Source organism: Mycobacterium sp., from assembly GCF_052144515.1.
Taxonomy (GTDB): Bacteria; Actinomycetota; Actinomycetes; order Mycobacteriales; family Mycobacteriaceae; genus Mycobacterium.
On sequence record NZ_JBKQQD010000122.1, the window covers coordinates 1 to 18,694 of the forward strand.

Below are 18,694 nucleotides of genomic sequence, written 5' to 3' on the forward strand. Positions count from 1 at the left end.
GATGCACAGACATAACAACACCTCCGGGGCGTGTCAGGAAAACCCGCGTGCGCCAAACACACGGACTCAAAAGGAATCACTTACAGATCCCTTCCTGACACCTCCGGAGGCGTTTGTGAAGGACCAACCCGATCTATATCAGCTGTTCGAGCCGGGGACCGCGTGGTCGAACAGCATCGTCACTCGGGTGCCCCAACGATCGCGAACGGTGTCGACACGATCTGCGAGTCCGCTCATCAAGGTAAGCCCGCGTCCGCGCCGGTAGCTGCGCAGGCTGGCCGAGGAGTCGCGCGACCAACGACCGGAGTCGGCGACGGTAATAGAAATCGTGGTGTCACGGATGAAGGCCTCGACGGAAACGGTTCTGCGCGGATCACAATGGCTGCCGTGTTCGATCCCGTTGGTCACCGCTTCACCGGCCGCCAACAAGATGTCCTGTGTGCGAGACGGATCGACGGCGACCGCGGTCAGCCACTCGTGCAACCGGTCCCGGACGACGGGGACCTCCGTCTCCCCGGCCGGAACCACGATGGTGAAGCTGCGCGGCCCCGAATGGCTCGGGCGCAGTGCGAGCACAACGACGTCGTCGCGGTACCCGTCCGGAGGGGTCATCCGTCGCAGTAGCTCGGCGCAGACGTCGCCGACCGGAACGTGGGCGCACTCGGCGGCAGTGGCCTTCAGGCGGTCGAATCCCTGGTCGAGCGTCTCGCCGGACCGCTCGATCAGTCCGTCGGTGTAGAGCAAGACCAAGGTTCCGGGCGGCAGGTCCGCGTGCGCGGTGCTGCCGGCCGGGTGGGTATCACCAGTGGCCACCGGCGGTCGCCGACCGCCATACAAGAAGACGGGGCCAAGGCCTGGGTCTGGGCCGACCAGCAATGGGTAGGGATGCCCGGCGCAGGTGTAACTGATGGTGGCAGATCCGGCCCCAGAGTCGGCTCCCGTGCCGGCCCCGCCGTCCCCGGCATCGATGAGGGCGTAGGTCACCGTCGCGCAGCGCGCGCCCTGCACGGTGGCCGCATAGGTGTCCAGCGCGCTCAGGACAGCAGCTGGGTCGGCTTTGCTGAGTGCGGTGGCGCCCAGCGCCGCGCGGAGTCTGCTCATCACGGTCGCGGCCGGCAAGCCGTGTCCAACGACGTCGCCCACGGATATCCCGATCCTGCCCGGCCCGTCGAGCGGGGTGACGAGATACCAGTCGCCGCCCACCCGCATCGACTCGCCGGCAGGTTGGTATATCGCCGCCACGACCGCCGCGGTCGACGCGCGGTCCAGGTCGAGCAGCTGCTCTTGGAATTCGACGGCGATACGGTGCTCTCGCGCCATGACGCGGACCCGGTCCAGGGCCGACTGGGTCAGCTTGGCCGCGCGGGCGAACGTGTCGAGTTCTGCCGCCTCGAACCGCCGCGGCTTGGACCACAGCAACGACAGCACACCGATGATGCGCCCCAGGCTGCCGCGCAAGGGCTGAATGACACATGCGCGGACACTCGCGGAGGTGTCGTGGACCGCATGTTGATATCGCGGCGGCAGGCCAAACGTCTCGGTGACGACCATCGACTCGCCGCTCTTGATGACGTCGACGGCAACCAACGGGGCGCCCAGCGAGGCCACGTGGTAGCGGTCGCGCAGTTCTGCCGGAAACGCGCCGCCGTATTCGAATCGCACGGTGTCCTCGTCGGTGTCGAGGACACCGATGGCCACCGCGGTGGCATCAGCCGAGCCAAACGGGGAGTCGAGCAGGGCGGCCAGGATTCCGGCAACCGAATCAGCGGCGTGCAGCGCGGCGTCGAGCTCGGATAAGAGCCGCATGTCGGCGTCGCGCTGCTGACCGGCGCGCTCGCGGGCTGCGGCAGCCAACCTCGCCGACACCCGCTCGACCAGCTCTTGCGAGCGAAATGGCTTCGGCAGGTAGTCGTCGGCCCCACCGGCGAAGCCTTCGCTGACCGCCTCCGCGCCGGCCCTGGCGGACAGCATCAGGATAGGGGTGGCAGCCAGTTCGGGCTCGGCGCGAATGGCCGCCACGAACTCGAACCCGTCCAGGCCCGGCATCATGACGTCGGTCACGATCGCGTCTGGGTGCAGCTGGCGGGTCACGTTCAACGCCGATTCGCCGTCGGCGACCAGCACCGTATCCCAGTGCGGCGACAGCACTCGATCAAGATGAGCCCGCATGTCGGCGTTGTCGTCGGCGATCAGCACCAACTGGCGAGCCCCGTCGGGTGCGGCCGTCGCATCACCAGGGTCCGAAATGGACATCAGCCAGTGACTTGCCTCGGCCACATACGGATTGGTCTCATCCAGCAGCCCCGCAGGCGACTGATCGACGGCTGGACCCCCGACCGATCGCGGCAGTCGAATGGTCACCGTTGTTCCGCGATCCAGTTCGCTGTCGATTTCCACCGTTCCGCGTTGCAGCTCGACAAGCCCGCGGACGAGTGAAAGTCCGATTCCGGTGCCCTCCACGCTGCGGCCGCGTACGTTGTCGGCCCGGTAAAAGCGCTCGAACAGGCGGTCTAGGTCCTCGGCGGCGATCCCTACTCCGGTGTCGCGCACGGTAATGCGGCAATGCGCGGATTCGCTGCGCACCTCGACCGAAATCGAGCCTCGCAGAGTGTATTTGACTGCATTGGACAGCAGGTTGAGCACGATCGTTTCCCACATGCCCGGATCGAGGTCAGCCAGCGCAAGATCACAGTCCAGCACGAGATCGAGTCCTGCCCGCTGGCAGAGCTCGGTGAACGACGACGCGATTTGGGAGGTCAGCGCGCCCACGTCGGTGCACACCAATCTCGCGTTCGCGCGGCCGGCTTCGATGCGGGAGAAATCGAGCAACGAGTCGACCAAGCGCAGCAGCCGCCGCGCGTTGCGCTCTGCTGTGCTCAGCCGATCTGCCAGAACGGTTTCCGGCGCCGCATCGGATAGCGCATCATCGAGCGGCCCGAGCAGCAGGGTCAGCGGCGTGCGGAACTCGTGGCTGACATTGGTCAGGAAGGCGGTTTTCGCACGGTCCAACTCGGCGAGCGCTTCGGCACGCTGGCGCTGCTGCTCATAGGAGATTGCGGATGCCAGCGCCGACGACAATTGATCGGCGAGCAATTGGCAAAAACCGCGGTACTGCGCATCCAGCGGGCGGCGCGGACTCGTTCCGATCACCAACGCCCCGGTGGCCGAGACCTCACCCAGCGGCAACGCCAGGGCCTGCCGCGGGCAGTCGTCGGTGAAAACGTCTGCGATACCGGGCATTACCGCGGCAAGCTGGTCGACCACGTGCGCTGTTGCCCGTGATCGCGGTGTCGCGTCCCAGTCCGTCAGCTGGGCCAGCGAGCGGGGCAGCAGCGGCAGGATCGAGGGCGTCGCGCCGCGCAGCGTGATGTCATCTTCGCCCGCCCCGTCCCTGGCCACGTACACGGCGATGAACGGTAGGTCCGCAGGCTGGGTGGCACATGCGGCGACGGCTGCGCTCACCGCGTCGTCGATGGTTTGGGTCTCCATGGTCGCCGACGCGACCGCGTTCAGCAGGTGCAGGCGGCGCTCGCTGAGCACCCGTTCGGTGGTTTCAATGACGGCGCAGAAGATGGCCGTGACCGCGCCGTCGCCGCCGAGGATCGGGCTGTACGTGAAAGTGAAGTACCGCTCCTGCGGACGGCCCCCGGTCACCAGGGGCAACATCAAGTCATCCGACCAGGTGGCCTTGCCTGTCGCGACGACGCCAGCGAGCATGGGTCCGATCGCTTCCCAGATCTCCGACCACACCTGCTCCGCGGGGCGGCCCAGGGCCGCGGGGTGTTTGTCACCCAGGATCTGCGCGTAGGCGTCGTTGTACATCAAGAACAGATCCGTGGGCCCCAACCACAGCACGATGGGAAACCGCGACGTCAGGGTCACCGCCACCGCCGCACGCACCTCGGGCGACCACTCATCCGGCCGACCGAGCGGATGGGCTGCCCAGTCGAACGCGGCGAACCGGCGGCCCATCTCACCGCCTAACGCGACCGCAGCCGCCAGGTCAGCCGGCAGCGGGTGATCGCCGTGCGTGCTGGAAGTAGCTGGGGCGCGGCCCTCGTTCATTGCTGTTACTTGCGCTGCAGCGCATCGGACAGCGTCGGGTAGATCTCGAGGATGCGATCCAGCTCCGTCACCTCAATCGGTCGAAGCACATTGTCATGATCTGCTACCAGACGGACCGACGTACCGGTTTCCTTTCCTTCCTCATGGCAGTCGAGCACCGCGTTCAAACCTGCGCTTCCGAAGAAGGTCACCGGTTGCAGGTCGACGACGACCAGCCGGGCCGGGTGCGTCGCGGCCAGCTTTAGCGCGGCGGTCAGGTGAGCGGTGAGCTCGTCGACGGTGGTGGAGTCGACATCGCCTTTCACGCGCACGAGTACAGCGTCCTCACGGGCCTCGTGGTCGACCGCCAACAATTCCATGCCTTTCACCGCCTCGAACGTGTCAAATTCCAGCCGCTAAACGAAGTGCAGTGCCCGGATGCGCAGTATGCGCCTTCCAAGATGTCTGGAAAGCCTAACCCTGATCCAATCTGCCACGTTCGCGTGTTGCGGCGGCTATCCAGCGGCCTCGGCAGGGATCCGTTCGTGCACCGTCAGCAACAGATGGTCGACCTGACTTTGGACGGCAGCTGTCGGGGGTGGCAAGGTCGCAACTTCGGCGAGCAGTTGCTTCGCCAGCTCGCGCAACTTCGTATTGGTCTCTTGCGACCGCCACTGCAGGACACGGAAGGCCTGCTCGGCGCTGACCCGGTAGACATACATCATCACGCCCTTGGCCTGCTCGATCGCCGCGCGGTTCTCGAATAGGTCCGGCAGGGCCGAGTCGAGCACTTCCTGTCGAGTCTCGTGCCGGGTCTCGTCGAAGGTGTTGGTGAGGTCGATGTAATAACCGGCGGTGCCCAACACCGCGCCGCCCTCGCCCAGCATGCGATCGGCTACGACAATCGCGTCGTGCACGTTGCCCGCGGTGTCGAGAAACCGGTGACGACTCGAAAACGACTCCTCCGACCGCAAGGCGTAGTCGAGCAGATCCTGGACGTGCGCACGGTCGTCGGGATGCTTGTGCGACAACAGCAGTTTCGTCGTCGGGACCACGGTCCCCGGTTCGTAGCCGTGCATCCTCGCCACCTCGTCGGACCATTCCCAGCGTTGACCCACGAACCAGAAGCGGAAGGCCCCGACGTTCAAGTACGTAGTGGCGGCCTCGACTGCGACGGGCTGCTGCTTGTGGGTCCCGGTGGGTGTCGCTGCACCCGTTCGGCTGGGCTGTTGCACGTTTGCATCATCTCATTAGGCGGATTCACCGGCCAGTGCCGAAAGACCGCGTCTGATCGGGCCCATAGACCCGTCTATAGCCCAGATTTCGATGAGTTTTACACCGTTGCCCCCGCCCACATGCCGCGGCCGGTGCGGGGTGGGAGTAACCTCGCGTGCGGGCAATCCAACAAAAAAATTCAGACGCGGGAGCGCACGCCGAGTGCGCTGAGAGGACGGCTTGGGGCCGTCGACCGTACGAACCTGACCGGGTAATGCCGACGTAGGGAGATGGAAAAATGACCGTTACAGCCGAACCCTCCGTCACCACCGGACCCATCGCGGGCAGCAGCAAGGCTTATCGCGAAGTAGAGAGCCCGGGCGGCGGCGCTGATCTGCGGGTTCCGTTCCGGCGGGTCAACCTGTCCACCGGAGACCACTTCGATCTCTACGACACCTCGGGGCCCTACACCGATCCGGACGCCGTGATCGACCTGAAGTCCGGGCTGGCGCCGCGGCCCGCGGTGGTCCGCGACCGCGGCACCCAGCTGCAGCGGGCCCGCGCCGGCGAGACCACCGCCGAGATGGCGTTCATCGCGGCCCGCGAGGACATGCCCGCTGAGTTGGTGCGCGACGAGGTCGCCCGTGGCCGCGCGGTGATCCCGGCCAACCACAACCATCCCGAGAGCGAGCCGATGATCATCGGCAAGGCCTTCGCGGTCAAGGTCAACGCCAACATCGGCAACTCGGCGGTGACGTCGTCGATCGCCGAGGAGGTCGACAAGATGGTGTGGGCCACCCGCTGGGGGGCCGACACCATCATGGACCTGTCCACCGGGAAGAACATCCACGAAACCCGTGAGTGGATCCTGCGCAATTCGCCGGTCCCGGTCGGCACGGTGCCGATCTACCAGGCGCTCGAGAAGGTCAAGGGCGACCCGACCGAGCTGACCTGGGAGATCTACCGCGACACCGTGCTCGAACAGTGCGAGCAGGGCGTGGACTACATGACCGTGCACGCCGGGGTGCTGCTGCGCTACGTGCCGCTGACCGCCAAGCGCGTCACCGGCATCGTGTCGCGCGGCGGCTCGATCATGGCGGCCTGGTGCCTGGCGCATCATCGGGAGTCGTTCCTGTATGCCAACTTCGCCGAGCTCTGCGACATCTTCGCGCGCTACGACGTCACCTTCTCACTGGGCGACGGGCTGCGGCCCGGCTCGATCGCCGACGCCAACGACGCCGCGCAGTTCGCCGAGCTGCGCACCCTGGGCGAGCTGACCAAGATCGCGAAAGCCCATGGCGCACAGGTGATGATCGAGGGCCCGGGGCACATCCCGATGCACAAGATCGTCGAGAACGTGCGGCTGGAAGAGGAGCTGTGCGAGGAGGCGCCGTTCTACACGCTGGGCCCGCTGGCCACCGACATCGCGCCGGCCTATGACCACATCACGTCGGCGATCGGCGCGGCCATCATCGCGCAGGCCGGCACCGCGATGCTGTGCTACGTCACCCCCAAGGAGCACCTGGGGCTGCCGGACCGCAAGGACGTCAAGGACGGGGTGATCGCCTACAAGATCGCCGCGCATTCGGCGGACCTGGCCAAGGGGCATCCCCGCGCGCAGGAGCGCGACGACGCATTGAGTACGGCGCGATTCGAATTCCGTTGGCACGACCAGTTTGCGCTGTCGTTGGACCCCGACACCGCGCGGGAGTACCACGACGAGACCTTGCCGGCCGAGCCGGCCAAGACCGCCCACTTCTGCTCGATGTGCGGACCGAAGTTCTGCTCGATGCGCATCACCCAAGACGTCCGCGATTACGCCGCGGCACACGGACTACAGACCGAAGAGGACATCGAGGCCGCACTCACCTCCGGGATGGCCGAGAAGTCACGCGAGTTCGCCGAGCACGGCAACCGCGTGTATCTGCCTCTCACGCAGTGAATTACCTGCCGCTGCCGCCACCCGGCAGCACGCCGCTGCGGGTGCTGTCGATCGCAGGATCGGACTCCGGCGGCGGGGCGGGCATCCAGGCCGACATGCGCACCATGGCACTGCTGGGTGTGCACGCATGCGTCGCGGTTACCGCGGTTACCGTGCAGAACACGTTGGGAGTCAAGAGCTTTCACGAGGTGCCGGACACTGTCGTGGCCGGGCAGATTCAGGCCGTGGTCACCGATATCGGCATCCAGGCCGCCAAGACCGGGATGCTGGCGTCGTCGGACATCATCGCAACGGTGGCTACCACGTGGCGCCGGCTCGAACTGACGGTTCCGCTCGTCGTCGACCCGGTCTGCGCATCCATGCACGGAGACGCGCTGCTGGCACCGTCCGCCCTGGATTCGCTTCGCAATCAACTGTTTCCGTTGGCCACGCTGGTGACACCCAACCTCGACGAGGTACGCCTGCTGGTCGATATCGACGTGGTCGACGCCGAGTCGCAGCGCGCGGCCGCTAAGGCCCTACATGCGCTCGGCCCGCGATGGGCGTTGGTCAAGGGTGGACACCTGCGGTCCTCCGAGCGCAGCTGCGACCTGCTCTATGACGGCGCCTCCTGCTACGAATTCGACGCACCGCGGGTGCCCACCGGCAACGACCACGGCGGCGGCGACACACTGGCAACCGCGGCGGCCTGCGCGCTGGCGCACGGGTTCAGCGTGCCCGACGCCGTCGGCTTCGGCAAGCGATGGGTGACCGAATGTCTGCGCGCCGCCTATCCGCTCGGGCACGGCCACGGCCCGGTCTCCCCGTTGTTCCGGCTGTCTTGAACCTCGACCAGATCGCGGGCATCGCGCATGAACCCTCCGGGGACGCCGTAGGGCGTCCAAAAGGAGTAGTCGTCCTGACGCACGGCGCCGGTGGTAGCCGGGAATCTGCACTGCTGCAACGGATCTGCGACGAATGGGCGGGGCGCGGCTGGCTGGCGGTGCGCTACAACCTGCCGTACCGCCGGCGCCGGCCCAAGGGTCCGCCGTCGGGCTCGGCTGCCACCGACCGCGCGGGGATCGTCGAGGCGATCGAGGTGTGCCGCGGCCTGGCCGAGGGCCCGCTGATCGTCGGCGGACATTCCTACGGCGGGCGGCAGACTTCGATGGTGGTGGCCGCCGCCGAAGTGACAGTTGACGTGTTGACGCTGTTCTCCTACCCCGTTCATCCGCCGGGCAAGCCAGAGCGCGCGCGCACCGAGCACCTGCCCGACATCATGGTGCCCACGGTGCTCACCTACGGCACGTCGGACCCCTTCGGCACGCCGGCGGAGGTGCGCGATGCGGCGGCGCTGATCTCCGCGCCGACCGAGATCGTCGAGATCACCGGCGCGCGGCACGACTTGGGCTCGAAGACCCTCGACGTGCCCGCGCTCGCGGTGGATGCGGCGCTGCGGCTGCTGCGCCTTCCGGGGGGACCAAGGCCTTAAGTAAGTTGACGCATATGTTGGAGACGGTTCGCAAGGTTCTCGACTTCCAGATCACCATCGGCCAACTGATGGCTATCGGATTGATGATTGGCACTCCGTATCTGGTGGTGGGAACGATCTGGTCGGCAACACATACCGAACATTTGCACCAGATGCACGGAGTCGATCTGGCGGTGTCGTTCCTGGGTTCGATCGTGTCGTGGCCGGTTCTGTTGTTCGCGAACGTCTGCATGACTTGAGTCCCGAACAGAATTCAATCAGTTACAACTGGACAGTTTGAACTGTCTAGCTTACGGTGGTGGTGTGGACGGTATCGCCGAATCGGCCGCGGCGGCGGCCCGCGAGCTGCGGGTCGTGGTCAGCCGGCTGCGACGTCAATTGCGGGGCCTCGCGATTGACGGCGATCTGACACCGTCGCAGACGGCGGTGCTGACCCGGCTCTGGAAAGAGGGGGCGTCATCGGCCAGCGCATTGGCCGGTGCCGAGCGGGTGCGTCCACAGTCCATGGCCACGATAGTGGCCGCACTCGAGCAACGCGGGCTGATCGAGCGCACGCCCGATCCCGAAGACGGCCGGCGTCAAGTGATTTCGTTGACCAAGGCGGGTCGGCAACGCGCCGAGAGTGACCGTCAAGTGCGTGAGGAATGGCTGGCACGCGCCATCCATGAGCGCTACTCAGAATCCGAGCGCCACACCATCCTTGACGCGCTATCCCTGCTCGAGCGGTTAACCGAATGAAAGGGGAATAGCTGCAATGGAATTCGGAGTGCACTTCATCGACTTTCTGCCAGGGGATCCGGCGGCGCTGGGGCCAACCCTGACCGCGGCAGCCAAAGCCGCCGAGCAGGGCGGCGCCACGCTGTTCACCCTGGCCGACCATTTCTTCCAAATGGAAAACATTGGGCGAGCAGAAGACCCGTTCCTCGAGGGCTATACGTCGTTGGGTTTCTTGGCCGGACAGACGACGACGATCGAGTTGACCTTGCTGGTCACCGGGGTTACCTATCGCTACCCCGGCGTGCTGGCCAAAGCGGTGACCACCCTCGACGTGCTGTCGCAGGGCCGGTCGATGCTGGGACTGGGCGCGGCCTGGTACGACCGCGAGCACGTCGCCCTTGGCATTCCCTATCCGCCGCTGAGCACACGCTTTGAGATGCTCGAAGAGACGCTGCAGATCTGCCGGCAGATGTGGAGCGGCAACGACGGTCGGTACGACGGCAAGCACTATCAGCTGGCCGAGACACTCTGTGTGCCGCAACCGATTCGGCGCCCTCCAATTCTGATCGGCGGCGACGGCGAGAAGAAGACGCTACGACTGGTCGCACAGTACGCCGATATCTGGAACAGCATGACCACCGACGTCGACGAGCTCAAGCACAAGGTGGACGTGCTCAACCGGCACTGCGACACGGTGGGCCGGGATCCCGGTGAAATCCGCAAGACGTGTGGCGGCCTTGCCGTGGTCGACCCCTTCGAGGACACCGACGAGTACCTGAAGACCGTGGAACGCTACGCCGAGCTTGGCATCGAGATGATCAACGTCGGCCCCCTCCCCGGCAACCCCGACCCCGTCGGCTTCATCCGCCGGTTCGGCGATCAACTCACGCCCAGGCTGGCTCAGATCGGCTGAACCGGCGAAACCGCCCGGGTTTCAACGGTTATCACTGAAATTCCAGGGGCGGGCGCGCCCGAACCCTTACTCGGGCTGTGCTTGTGTCCGCCATTGATGATTCCGGAGGTGATGATTACAGCGACCAGCAGCGCGCCGATGACTATTCCGGCAATCGCCAAACCACGGCCACGCTGACCGGTCTGCTTGATCTGGTTCAGCGCGAGAAAGCCGAAAATCAAACCCGCGATAGGCCCCATGATGCAAAGCAACCCGATCGCTGAGCACAGCAACGACGCGATGGCCATCCGATTGATGCGGGCGGCCGGTGCCGGCGGTGGTTCCGTCACGGACGCCTCCTGGGGTCAAGTGGCACACACTCTACTGTCGCGTGCCTGGCGGTCAGCATCACACCAGGCCTGAGTAGTTGCGGCTAACGTCATTGACAAGCAATCCGCCTCGGCATAAGTGGAGCTCATGTGTCGGAAACCAAAAGGCCAAGCGACGGCGATCGGCGACCCCGGTCCGGCCGTGGGCGCCCCCTGGACTCGTCACGACACGCCGAGATCCTGAAGGCAGCATTAGAAGGGCTAGCCGAGCGGGGGTATGACCTGCTGACGATGGACGAGATCGCTGCCCGGGCGCATGCCGGCAAGGGCGCGTTATACCGTCGCTGGCCATCGAAGGCCGCGTTGGTCGCCGACGCAGTGCTCGCCTGGCGGGATGAGCTGGGTCCGGTGACGATTCCAGATACGGGCTCCCTGCGCGGCGACATCGAAGCGGCGCTGGAGATCCTGCCCGATTTCGGTCACGCGGAGCAACAGCAGGTGGCGGTCCTCTTGGGTCTCGTCACCGCTGCCCGCCGCGATCCCGAACTCCGTGCAGTGATGTCCAGCCTGATCATCGAAAGGCCCCGCCGGGCGATCGCAGAGATGCTCGAACGAGCGGCCGCGCGCGGAGAAATTGCTGACGGCCTAGATCTGAGCCTGGTCCCCGACCTCGTCATCGCGATGAGCTCGATGCGTTTCCTGCTCGGAGAGACGCCCGACCGTGACTTTGTACGCCGTCTCTTCGATGAATTGGTTTACCCGCTAGTGACTGCTCCGGTCGCCTGCCCGACACCACGCGCGCCCCGGGCACGCCGTGCCCGCTGATCCGGTGGACAGGCCCGCGATCATCCGTTAGCATTTCCGGTACGGAGTCGTTCCGTATTAACCGGCTCGCCGAGCAGTCCGGACCGAGCGGCACCAATCACTAGGAGACGCGATGGCGCCCACAACCAACGAGCAGCTCATCGAGGCTTATTTCCGCATGGTCAAGGACGACGACTTTGCCGGCGTGGGAGCTATTTTGACCGACGACGCAACATGGACCATCGTGCCGATCGGCACACATGGACGGGGCGCCGCGCGATCGAATCGATGGCTGTGGCGGCCGGGCGGACAAGGCGGCACGACGAGCGTTCGCACGTTGAGATCAAGAACTGGTTTTCCGACGGCGAGCACCTGTGCGTGGAGTACAACCACAGGGTCATTGTCGGTGGCCTCGGCTTGCGTCTGACCCTCGACGGTTACTGCCTCGTTTTTCACATGCGCGATGGCCGATTCGACGCGATCCGCGAATACATCAACCCACCCAACATCGCCGCGGGGCTGATGATGTACGTCCTCCTGCCAGTGCTTCCGTACCTGAGCAGGAGGAGGCTGGCGCGATCATGACCGCCGGCCCAGATCACCGCGCAGTGCCATTGCGTCCGTGGAATCTCATTGTCGTTGCGGGATTTACGATCGTGGCGGGAGTCGCCGAGGTCGTCACGGGGTTTTCCCACAAGTTTTTCGGGATTACCACCTCGGGTGGTGCGCTGTTCGCCCTCACCGCCACGGGAATCGGTCTGTCATACGTGGCGTCTGGGGTTCTGATGCTGACCATAAAGAGGTGGGCGGCCACCGTGGCTCTCATCTTGCTCAGCACCGATATTCTCGGACGGATCCTGCTGGCGGCGACGGGTCTATACCCCACCGATACTGCAAAGAACACGATTTCGTTCATAGCCGGCACACTCATTGTGGCTCTCGTGGCATGGTATGTCCGCTGTAAGCGGAGATCCTTCGCTTAAGTTCGTGGGCCACGGAAGGCGCAGCGCGACTGAGCAATAGGCGAGTTTCCATTGCGATATCACCGGCGATATCGCAATCGGGAATCACATCATCGCCGGCCCACGATGCCCACGTGGCTCATATGATTACTGATGCCGTCGTCCGTCGCTATGCCGGATACCGCGTGTAGCACGCGTCCATGTTGCCGGCCACGCCCCCGCGGAACGCCGCTATCCGGGTGAAACCGGCCGGCACCGTGGCACCGTCGGCGTCGCTGGCAACCAGGTGGTTGGTAAGCAGGCCGGAGACGGCCTTGTCGAGGTCACCGGCGGTCAGCAACAGCTGCTTGTGCGACGGCAGATCGATGGGCTCGGCCATCTTGCGATGCGTGTACCCGGTCAGACACGCCGTCCGCAGCGCGGTCCACGGGCTCTGCATCGGCAAGCCGCGCTCATGCTGCACCGCCAGCACGTATCGCGACATCACGACCGACAGGGCGGTGTCGTCACCCTGTGGCAGCTCGTGTTCATCCCTGCCGCCGACCTTGGCCATGGCGGCCAGCGCGGGCAGGTCGACCACGATGGTGTTGGTGGCCGGGCAGTACGACGCCGGTGGGCTGGCCTTCGCATCGGGGCAATCGGCCGGCTTGTAGGACAGCGTCGGCGGTTGCTTCGGGCTGAAGATCTGTCCCATCACCTCCATCAGCGTCGACAGGGTGTCCTGGTCGACCGGGGCCTCACCGGTCTCCGCCTCGCCGCTGGGATCGGTGCGCAGGACGGTCGGCAGGTCACCGCGGCGCTGCTCGATTTCCTTCATGTTGATCGCCGCGCATGCCGAGGCACCGCTGACGAAGCCCATCTGGAAGGCACTGACCCGATCCAGGGCCGAGCCATGCTCGTTGTCGCTTTCCCTGTCCTCGATCGGGTCGCGCATGGTGATCAGCCCGCCGAGCACATGGTCGAGCCCGTCGCCGGTGCTCAGCGCGAAGCGTGGCGACTTGCCGGCTGCCACCCAGTACAGGTAGACGCCCGCAAAACAGTCGGCCTGCTGCTCGAAGACGATGGTGGGGTCGTTCGCGGAGACCAGTTTCGCCATCCTCTGCAGCGCATGGCCGAACTCGTGGGCCAACACCCCGGTGATGGACATCTCGCCGAAATAGCGTTCCGCCAGCGGGAACAACGCCCCGCGATCCCAGGCGATCAGGTTGCAACGACTGTTGAAGAATGCGTTGACAAACTTGTAGGTCTTCCGGTGGCAGATGACCGGGCTGCTGGGATCGTCCGAGTCGTAGGAAATCAGCTTGTCGACCGGCTTGAAACTGCCTTTCAAGGATTCGCGATAGACGGCTTTCCAGTACTCCTCGATGTCGTTGACCGACAGCAACGCCAACTCGTCGATCGGCCCGTTGTTGGTGTTGGCCACCTTGCCCGTCGCACTGGGTGCATTCGGCCGGGGCCCGCTGGGACCGTCGGCCGCGGGCAGATCCCCCACCCGGAACGGGTCGTTGAGCATCGACAACGCCCGCCCCTCGACGAACGTGCTGCACCCGGCCACCAGCAGTACCGCCATGGCACAGGCAACCGCCGCCCACACCGCCGCGATCGCGCGCCCACGGTTATTCATGGCCAACCTCATCCCGACCGGCCTGCCAGGCTGCATCAAAGGGATATCAGTTTAGATCGGTTGGTTTGCTGGCGGGGCAGAAAAGCCGCGGCTCACCAGGAATTCACACACGCGCTGACAGACCGCTACGGCACCCGGGTGCGATGCCGCTTGTCGTGGGGCGGGACGCCATTGACTCCCCAGACTCCCCCGATCGACTCGGCGTAACAGCCCACCGCGTAGGCGACCCCAGAACCCATGACCGCCAGTGCTTCCCGGTTGATGTTGCCGACGGTGTCACGGGCGCTCTGGTAGTTCGGGTCGAACCAGACGCCGGCCTGGCCGCCCCAGAGTCGTGCCTGCACAGTGGTTTTCGCCTGCGAAGCGCCACCGGTCATGCCGCCGATCGGCACTCCGGCAACCATAAAGGGGTGGTAGTCGGTCCTAGTGCTCAACGGCATGTCGGCGGGCCGCTTGCCAGCCTGGTACAGATAGCCGCCCAGGGTGCGCTCAATTCCGGCCGAACCTTCCGGGACATCCCCCGCCGAAATACCCACCCCCGGCGGACCGGATTGGTCGCCGTCGTCGGTGAAGAAGCCCGCGTTCGCCGAACCGAGCATGACGAAGTCCAGATACAGGGCGATGTCGTTGAGTCGCTCGGGGTCCAGACCGAAGACGTAGTCCATGGCGCCGTTGGGGCCGTCCTGATCGGCTCCCCAGAACACGAACCGCACCGCGTTGTTCACCGGTGGCAGCGGGCCCAGCTGCAGCGCCGTTTCGAGCACCGCCGCCACGCCGGACCCGTTGTCGTTGATGCCCGGGCCGCCACGCGGGCCGTCGAGATGCGCGCCGACCATCACCACCTCGTGCGGCGAGCCGGTCTTGGTCTGCGCCAGCACGTTTCGCGAGGTGATCTTGACGTTCTCGGCGTCCAGCACCAGGCGCACCGGCGCGGTCGCGTAACCCAGCGCGGCGCCCCCGTAAGCACCGACGACCGCGACCGGCACGGTCAGCTGGTTGTAATAACCGGGACCGAACAACGTGGGCGGGGCGCCCGCGCCAGTGGGCTGGCTGACCACGATCAGGGCTACGGCGCCCTTGGCCAGCGCGCTGTTCTGCTTGTCGACCACCGAGCAGCGACTGTCGTCGACGACGACGATCGAACCCGGGGGTATGACGGGCGGGTAATCGCCGGCGGTGCAGCCCGCCGGCCGGTTGGGGCGGATCGGCGTGCCGGTGAGGCCGCCGGGTGGTGTCCGGACCAGCAACGAAGCCTGGTCGACCGGATAAGTGCGGCCGGCAATCGTTAGCGTCGGCTTACCCGGGGATATGGTGGACAACCGGTCGAATTGCGGCGTCATCACGTCGAAACCCCTGCTGCGCAACGCTTTTGCCACGTAGTCGACGCTGGCGTCGTAGCCCGGTGTGCCCGCTGCCCGGTTTCCCCCGTTCGCATTGGCGATGTCCTGCAGCGCGCGCAGGTGCGCCAGCATCCGGTCCGCGGTCACCTTTCCGGCCAATCCGTGGCCGAGGTCGGGCGCGGCGGCGAGCGGCCTTGGCCGCTCCGGACCTAGAGCGCAGCCCGCCAACAGTCCTGTCAGCAACAGCAAGGTTGCGGCCAGCCGGCGGATCATTTTTTGGCGAGCACGTGGCGCGTGCGATCGTCCATGACCGGAATACCGTTGCGACCGCCGAGGTCCTGCGCGTAGAGCGCGATCGCGTAGGCGACGCCCCCGCCGTTGATGCCCAGCGAGGTCCGGTCGATGTGGTCGAGAGTGTCGGTCTTCTTGTGATAGTTGGGGTCGAACGGCTCGTTGGCGTTCCCGCCCCACAGCTTGGCCTGCTCGTCGGTTTTCTTGCCCTCCGCGCCCGAGAACAGCCCGCCCGCCGGGATGCCCGCCAGGGTGAATCCGTCGTAGTCGGAGCGACCGTCGAACGAGGTGTCCTGCGCGGTCTTGCCTGCCGACTTCAGGCAGGCGACCAGCGTGCGCTCGATACCGGCCGAACCCTCGGGTACCACTGGCTGGCCGCGGGTGTCCGCGGGCAACGATTGGTCTCCGTCGTAGGTGAAATAGCCGGGATTGGGCGACGCCAGCATGTCGAAGTTGAGGTACAGCGCAATGTCCTTCAGCGCGTCCAGGTCCAGCGACTCAACGTAATTCCGCGACCCGATCAGTCCGAGCTCCTCTGCCCCCCAGAAGCCGAACCGTACCGCGTTGCGCACGTTCGGCGAGTTCCCCAGCTGCACAGCGGTTTCCAGTACCGCGGCCACCCCGGAGCCGTTGTCGTTGATGCCCGGCCCTTCCGGCACGCTGTCCAGGTGCGCGCCGGCCATCACGACGTCGGTGGTCGACCCCGTCTTGGTCTGCGCGATGATGTTGCGCGCTTTGACGCTTTGGGTGCTCGCATTGAGCTTGATGGTCGCTTGGCCGGGCTGCCCGCGCAGTAGCAAGCCGGTGGACTTCGTGACGCCCACCGCCGGGATCTTGACGTCGGTGTCCGCCCCCAGGGTGCCGCCCATCTGCTGCTCGTCGACGTTGTCGACGACGATCATGGCCACGGCGCCCCGCTGCGCCGCGGCGTCTTCCTTCTTGGCGAATGGGCAGTTGCCACGGTCCAGAAGCACCACCGCGCCCTGCGCCGACAGCCCGTCGTAGTCCGAGGGGTTGCATCCCGAGGTCTCGCCGCCCGGCACGGACACCAGCCGCCCGCTCACCCCGTCCGGGGGCGTGCCGGGGCTGTATTCCAGCGCCCGCGCGTCGAAATTCTTACCGCCGAGGGTCACCGACCCCTTTTCGGCGTGAAACACCCGGGTGGAGAATTCGGGCGTCTGCACGTCAAAACCTTTGCTGCGCAACGTGTTGACGACATAGTCGATGCTGGCTTCATACCCGGGGGTGCCCACCGCCCGGGTGCCGTTGTTCGCGTTGGCGATGTCCTGGAGTTTGGACAGATGCGCCATCATCGCATCAGTGGTCACCCGGTTGCGCAACGCGGTGGCGAAGTCGGCCGCGGCCGGGTTGGCCGGCTGTTGCGAATTCGGCGGCCGATGGGAGCAGCCGGCCGCGAATACGGTGAGGGCGACCACGACGAGCACCACCGGGGTCACCTTTGATTTTTTCACCATCGCGCCCCAGGTTAGACCAGGTTAGATCGTGGCCGGTCAAAGTCAGACATACAGGCCGGTGAATGGCGCAAAAGGGATGTTGCGCACCACAAACCACGCCAACACCAACGACAGCGTCACCGCCGCAGACCAGCGATGGCGTTGCCAGCTCGCGATCCGCCGGCCCGTCAGCCGACCGTAGGTCCAGGCCCCGTATGCCCATATCAACAGCACCACCGCCACGAGCCCCAGCGCGTTGAACCGCGCGGCCCCCAGCAGGTCGCCGTGCATGAGGGAGTACAACATCCGTAAACTGCCACACCCAGGGCAGTCGATACCCAGGAGCGCCTTGGTAGGGCATACCGGCAGCGGACCGTGCGGGGTGGTCGGGTCACCCACCCAAATGGCCGCGCACACCAACGTCGCGGACGCAGCCACCGCCAGAGGCGCGCGCAGGCGCAGCGGCGCGGACGCCGGGCGGGTCACCATTGCGAACCCGGCTCAGAACATCGCGGCACGCATTGCCGCGTTCGAATTGTCACCGCTCTTGGTCGCGTAATAGATGGATATGGGGATGCCGATGAGGCCGAGGACAGCCGAAATGATCACCCACGTCCTGGCACGGGCTGACGCCTTCTGCGCCTCCGCGTAACGCCCTTGCGCCTACAGTCCGTTGACTTGAGCGGAAAAGACGATCGCGACAATCCCGGGGATTAGGCAGCAGAACAACGTCACCAAGATGGACCACACCAGGTAGTTCTTCGGCGCCTGCGCCGCGGGCGGCTGCGGCGGGTATCCGGGAGGGGGAGGAGGGGGCGGCTGAGCAGTCATGCGGTTCTCCAGTCCAGAGACGTTAACTGGCCTAAAACGGTGCTTAACCATACCCGACGGACATCGCGACGGCACCACCAATGCGAAAATCTCGCTGCATGCCAACGGGTATCGGGCTGATTCCGCACCACACGAATATCCCTGGATGGTTGAAATCGACCGGCTGGATTGTATTTTCAATATCTATGCGGCACCGGTCATCGGGGCCTGCCTGACCGTTAGGGAGTCAGAGAATGTCTCATCTCGCCAATGCGTTGCGAGCCGCAACGGCTACAGCGCTGATGGGCAGCTTTGCCTGGCTCGCTAGTGGCACCGCGACGGCGGATCCCGATCCCGATCCCGGTACCGGAAACTCAGCGGATGTCAACACGCTCGCGGCCAACCTGTCGAAGGGATACGGCCTCAACAACTGCACCGCCCAGCCGATCACGGGTGGCCAACTGGCCGCGCTCATTTGCGGACAAAGCCCCGACCCCAAGGGGCCGGTCCAAGCTAAATACTTCCTCTTCGGCAAGAGCGATGATTTGGCTACCTGGTTCAAAAACAGCGTCAAAGACGACGTGCTGGCCAACTGCGGGGACAGCAGCACCAAAGGGCCTGCCCCGTGGCACCAGGGCAGCAACGCCACCACCAACGGCGGGCAAATGGTCTGTGGGACCTACCAGGATGGCGCCGAAATCATTTGGACCACAGACGCCAAGAACATATTGAGCTACATTCGCGGGTCCAATGACGACGTCACCGCGCTCTACAAGTGGTGGCAGTCCAACGGCTGACT

The 18,694-nt window shown here is 65.5% G+C and carries 18 protein-coding genes, 1 pseudogene and 1 riboswitch; of the genes and pseudogenes, 10 read left to right on the forward strand and 9 right to left on the reverse strand.

The window, feature by feature from the left end; all coding sequences use genetic code 11:
- Window positions 1–138 precede the first annotated feature (138 nt).
- The 3 genes from ACLP9N_RS07450 to ACLP9N_RS07460 all read right to left on the reverse strand — a co-directional run bounded on the left by ACLP9N_RS07450 (window position 139) and on the right by ACLP9N_RS07460 (window position 5,192).
- Window positions 139–4,065: an ATP-binding protein gene (locus ACLP9N_RS07450; protein ID WP_442406785.1), complete on the reverse strand. Its 3,927-nt coding sequence runs from the start codon at window positions 4,063–4,065 to the stop codon at window positions 139–141.
- Window positions 4,066–4,070: 5 nt separating this feature from the next.
- Window positions 4,071–4,424 (reverse strand): STAS domain-containing protein, encoded by a 354-nt coding sequence (locus tag ACLP9N_RS07455; RefSeq protein ID WP_442406786.1) that lies wholly within the window; start codon window positions 4,422–4,424, stop codon window positions 4,071–4,073.
- A gap of 135 nt (window positions 4,425–4,559) precedes the next feature.
- Window positions 4,560–5,192 carry a PAS and ANTAR domain-containing protein gene (locus ACLP9N_RS07460; RefSeq protein WP_442406812.1) on the reverse strand — a complete coding sequence of 211 codons (633 nt, stop codon included), beginning with the start codon at window positions 5,190–5,192 and terminating at the stop codon, window positions 4,560–4,562.
- Window positions 5,193–5,454: 262 nt separating this feature from the next.
- A riboswitch (TPP riboswitch) is annotated at window positions 5,455–5,565 on the forward strand.
- Here ACLP9N_RS07460 and thiC point away from each other — a divergent pair.
- The 6 genes from thiC (at window position 5,558) to ACLP9N_RS07490 (ending at window position 10,302) form a co-directional block, all read left to right on the forward strand.
- Entirely contained in the window at window positions 5,558–7,201 is a 1,644-nt protein-coding gene (gene thiC, locus ACLP9N_RS07465) for a phosphomethylpyrimidine synthase ThiC (RefSeq protein ID WP_442406787.1), read from the forward strand. Its footprint overlaps the riboswitch before it by 8 nt.
- Window positions 7,198–8,025, forward strand: coding sequence for a bifunctional hydroxymethylpyrimidine kinase/phosphomethylpyrimidine kinase (thiD, locus tag ACLP9N_RS07470; protein WP_442406788.1), 828 nt, complete (start codon window positions 7,198–7,200; stop codon window positions 8,023–8,025). The genes thiC and thiD overlap by 4 nt, the downstream gene beginning before the upstream one ends.
- Window positions 8,022–8,672 carry an alpha/beta hydrolase family protein gene (locus ACLP9N_RS07475; protein ID WP_442406789.1) on the forward strand — a complete coding sequence of 217 codons (651 nt, stop codon included), beginning with the start codon at window positions 8,022–8,024 and terminating at the stop codon, window positions 8,670–8,672. The genes thiD and ACLP9N_RS07475 overlap by 4 nt, the downstream gene beginning before the upstream one ends.
- A 14-nt stretch (window positions 8,673–8,686) precedes the next feature.
- Complete coding sequence (locus ACLP9N_RS07480) at window positions 8,687–8,911, forward strand: hypothetical protein (protein WP_442406790.1); 225 nt, start codon at window positions 8,687–8,689, stop codon at window positions 8,909–8,911.
- Window positions 8,912–8,975: 64 nt separating this feature from the next.
- Entirely contained in the window at window positions 8,976–9,410 is a 435-nt protein-coding gene (locus tag ACLP9N_RS07485; protein ID WP_442406791.1) for a MarR family winged helix-turn-helix transcriptional regulator, read from the forward strand.
- Window positions 9,411–9,426: 16 nt separating this feature from the next.
- Window positions 9,427–10,302, forward strand: coding sequence for an LLM class F420-dependent oxidoreductase (locus ACLP9N_RS07490; protein WP_442406792.1), 876 nt, complete (start codon window positions 9,427–9,429; stop codon window positions 10,300–10,302).
- On the opposite strand, the gene ACLP9N_RS07495 is transcribed toward ACLP9N_RS07490, so the two are convergent.
- Window positions 10,290–10,589, reverse strand: coding sequence for a DUF4190 domain-containing protein (locus ACLP9N_RS07495; protein ID WP_442406793.1), 300 nt, complete (start codon window positions 10,587–10,589; stop codon window positions 10,290–10,292). The two genes, ACLP9N_RS07490 and ACLP9N_RS07495, sit on opposite strands and share 13 nt — an antisense overlap.
- Window positions 10,590–10,760: 171 nt before the next feature.
- Here ACLP9N_RS07495 and ACLP9N_RS07500 point away from each other — a divergent pair, with 171 nt between their 5' ends.
- From ACLP9N_RS07500 to ACLP9N_RS07510, 3 genes are all read left to right on the forward strand, one after another.
- Window positions 10,761–11,435: a TetR/AcrR family transcriptional regulator gene (locus ACLP9N_RS07500; protein ID WP_442406794.1), complete on the forward strand. Its 675-nt coding sequence runs from the start codon at window positions 10,761–10,763 to the stop codon at window positions 11,433–11,435.
- A 267-nt stretch (window positions 11,436–11,702) separates the two neighbouring features.
- Window positions 11,703–11,999: a hypothetical protein gene (locus ACLP9N_RS07505; protein WP_442406795.1), complete on the forward strand. Its 297-nt coding sequence runs from the start codon at window positions 11,703–11,705 to the stop codon at window positions 11,997–11,999.
- Entirely contained in the window at window positions 11,996–12,397 is a 402-nt protein-coding gene (locus ACLP9N_RS07510; RefSeq protein WP_442406796.1) for a hypothetical protein, read from the forward strand. The genes ACLP9N_RS07505 and ACLP9N_RS07510 overlap by 4 nt, the downstream gene beginning before the upstream one ends.
- 148 nt (window positions 12,398–12,545) lie before the next feature.
- Here ACLP9N_RS07510 and ACLP9N_RS07515 read toward each other — a convergent pair whose 3' ends face one another.
- The 5 genes and pseudogenes from ACLP9N_RS07515 to ACLP9N_RS07535 all read right to left on the reverse strand — a co-directional run bounded on the left by ACLP9N_RS07515 (window position 12,546) and on the right by ACLP9N_RS07535 (window position 17,916).
- Entirely contained in the window at window positions 12,546–14,000 is a 1,455-nt protein-coding gene (locus ACLP9N_RS07515) for a peptidase (RefSeq protein WP_442406797.1), read from the reverse strand.
- Window positions 14,001–14,125: 125 nt separating this feature from the next.
- On the reverse strand, window positions 14,126–15,613 hold the full coding sequence (locus ACLP9N_RS07520) for a M28 family peptidase (protein ID WP_442406798.1): 1,488 nt from the start codon (window positions 15,611–15,613) through the stop codon (window positions 14,126–14,128).
- Complete coding sequence (locus ACLP9N_RS07525) at window positions 15,610–17,106, reverse strand: M28 family metallopeptidase (RefSeq protein WP_442406799.1); 1,497 nt, start codon at window positions 17,104–17,106, stop codon at window positions 15,610–15,612. Before ACLP9N_RS07525 ends, ACLP9N_RS07520 begins: the two co-directional genes overlap by 4 nt.
- 42 nt (window positions 17,107–17,148) lie before the next feature.
- The gene (locus tag ACLP9N_RS07530) at window positions 17,149–17,574 is read right to left on the reverse strand and encodes a DUF2752 domain-containing protein (protein WP_442406800.1); all 426 of its coding nucleotides are present in this window, start codon (window positions 17,572–17,574) and stop codon (window positions 17,149–17,151) included.
- Between the two features lie 12 nt (window positions 17,575–17,586).
- A pseudogene (locus ACLP9N_RS07535) lies at window positions 17,587–17,916 on the reverse strand (CD225/dispanin family protein).
- Between the two features lie 233 nt (window positions 17,917–18,149).
- Between ACLP9N_RS07535 and ACLP9N_RS07540 the strand changes: the two are divergent.
- Window positions 18,150–18,692: a serine/threonine protein kinase gene (locus ACLP9N_RS07540; RefSeq protein ID WP_442406801.1), complete on the forward strand. Its 543-nt coding sequence runs from the start codon at window positions 18,150–18,152 to the stop codon at window positions 18,690–18,692.
- Window positions 18,693–18,694: the final 2 nt, after the last annotated feature.

Bases quoted from the DNA above. Each gene is read 5' to 3' on its own strand.
- ACLP9N_RS07540 (WP_442406801.1), top strand. From the start codon at position 18,150: ATGTCTCATCTCGCCAATGCGTTGCGAGCCGCAACGGCTACAGCGCTG.
- ACLP9N_RS07520 (WP_442406798.1), bottom strand. From the start codon at position 15,613: ATGATCCGCCGGCTGGCCGCAACCTTGCTGTTGCTGACAGGACTGTTG.
- ACLP9N_RS07455 (WP_442406786.1), bottom strand. From the start codon at position 4,424: ATGGAATTGTTGGCGGTCGACCACGAGGCCCGTGAGGACGCTGTACTC.
- ACLP9N_RS07495 (WP_442406793.1), bottom strand. From the start codon at position 10,589: ATGGCCATCGCGTCGTTGCTGTGCTCAGCGATCGGGTTGCTTTGCATC.
- ACLP9N_RS07525 (WP_442406799.1), bottom strand. From the start codon at position 17,106: ATGGTGAAAAAATCAAAGGTGACCCCGGTGGTGCTCGTCGTGGTCGCC.
- ACLP9N_RS07510 (WP_442406796.1), top strand. From the start codon at position 11,996: ATGACCGCCGGCCCAGATCACCGCGCAGTGCCATTGCGTCCGTGGAAT.
- thiC (WP_442406787.1), top strand. From the start codon at position 5,558: ATGACCGTTACAGCCGAACCCTCCGTCACCACCGGACCCATCGCGGGC.
- ACLP9N_RS07505 (WP_442406795.1), top strand. From the start codon at position 11,703: ATGGCTGTGGCGGCCGGGCGGACAAGGCGGCACGACGAGCGTTCGCAC.
- ACLP9N_RS07515 (WP_442406797.1), bottom strand. From the start codon at position 14,000: ATGAATAACCGTGGGCGCGCGATCGCGGCGGTGTGGGCGGCGGTTGCC.
- ACLP9N_RS07530 (WP_442406800.1), bottom strand. From the start codon at position 17,574: ATGGTGACCCGCCCGGCGTCCGCGCCGCTGCGCCTGCGCGCGCCTCTG.
- ACLP9N_RS07490 (WP_442406792.1), top strand. From the start codon at position 9,427: ATGGAATTCGGAGTGCACTTCATCGACTTTCTGCCAGGGGATCCGGCG.
- ACLP9N_RS07480 (WP_442406790.1), top strand. From the start codon at position 8,687: ATGTTGGAGACGGTTCGCAAGGTTCTCGACTTCCAGATCACCATCGGC.
- ACLP9N_RS07450 (WP_442406785.1), bottom strand. From the start codon at position 4,065: ATGAACGAGGGCCGCGCCCCAGCTACTTCCAGCACGCACGGCGATCAC.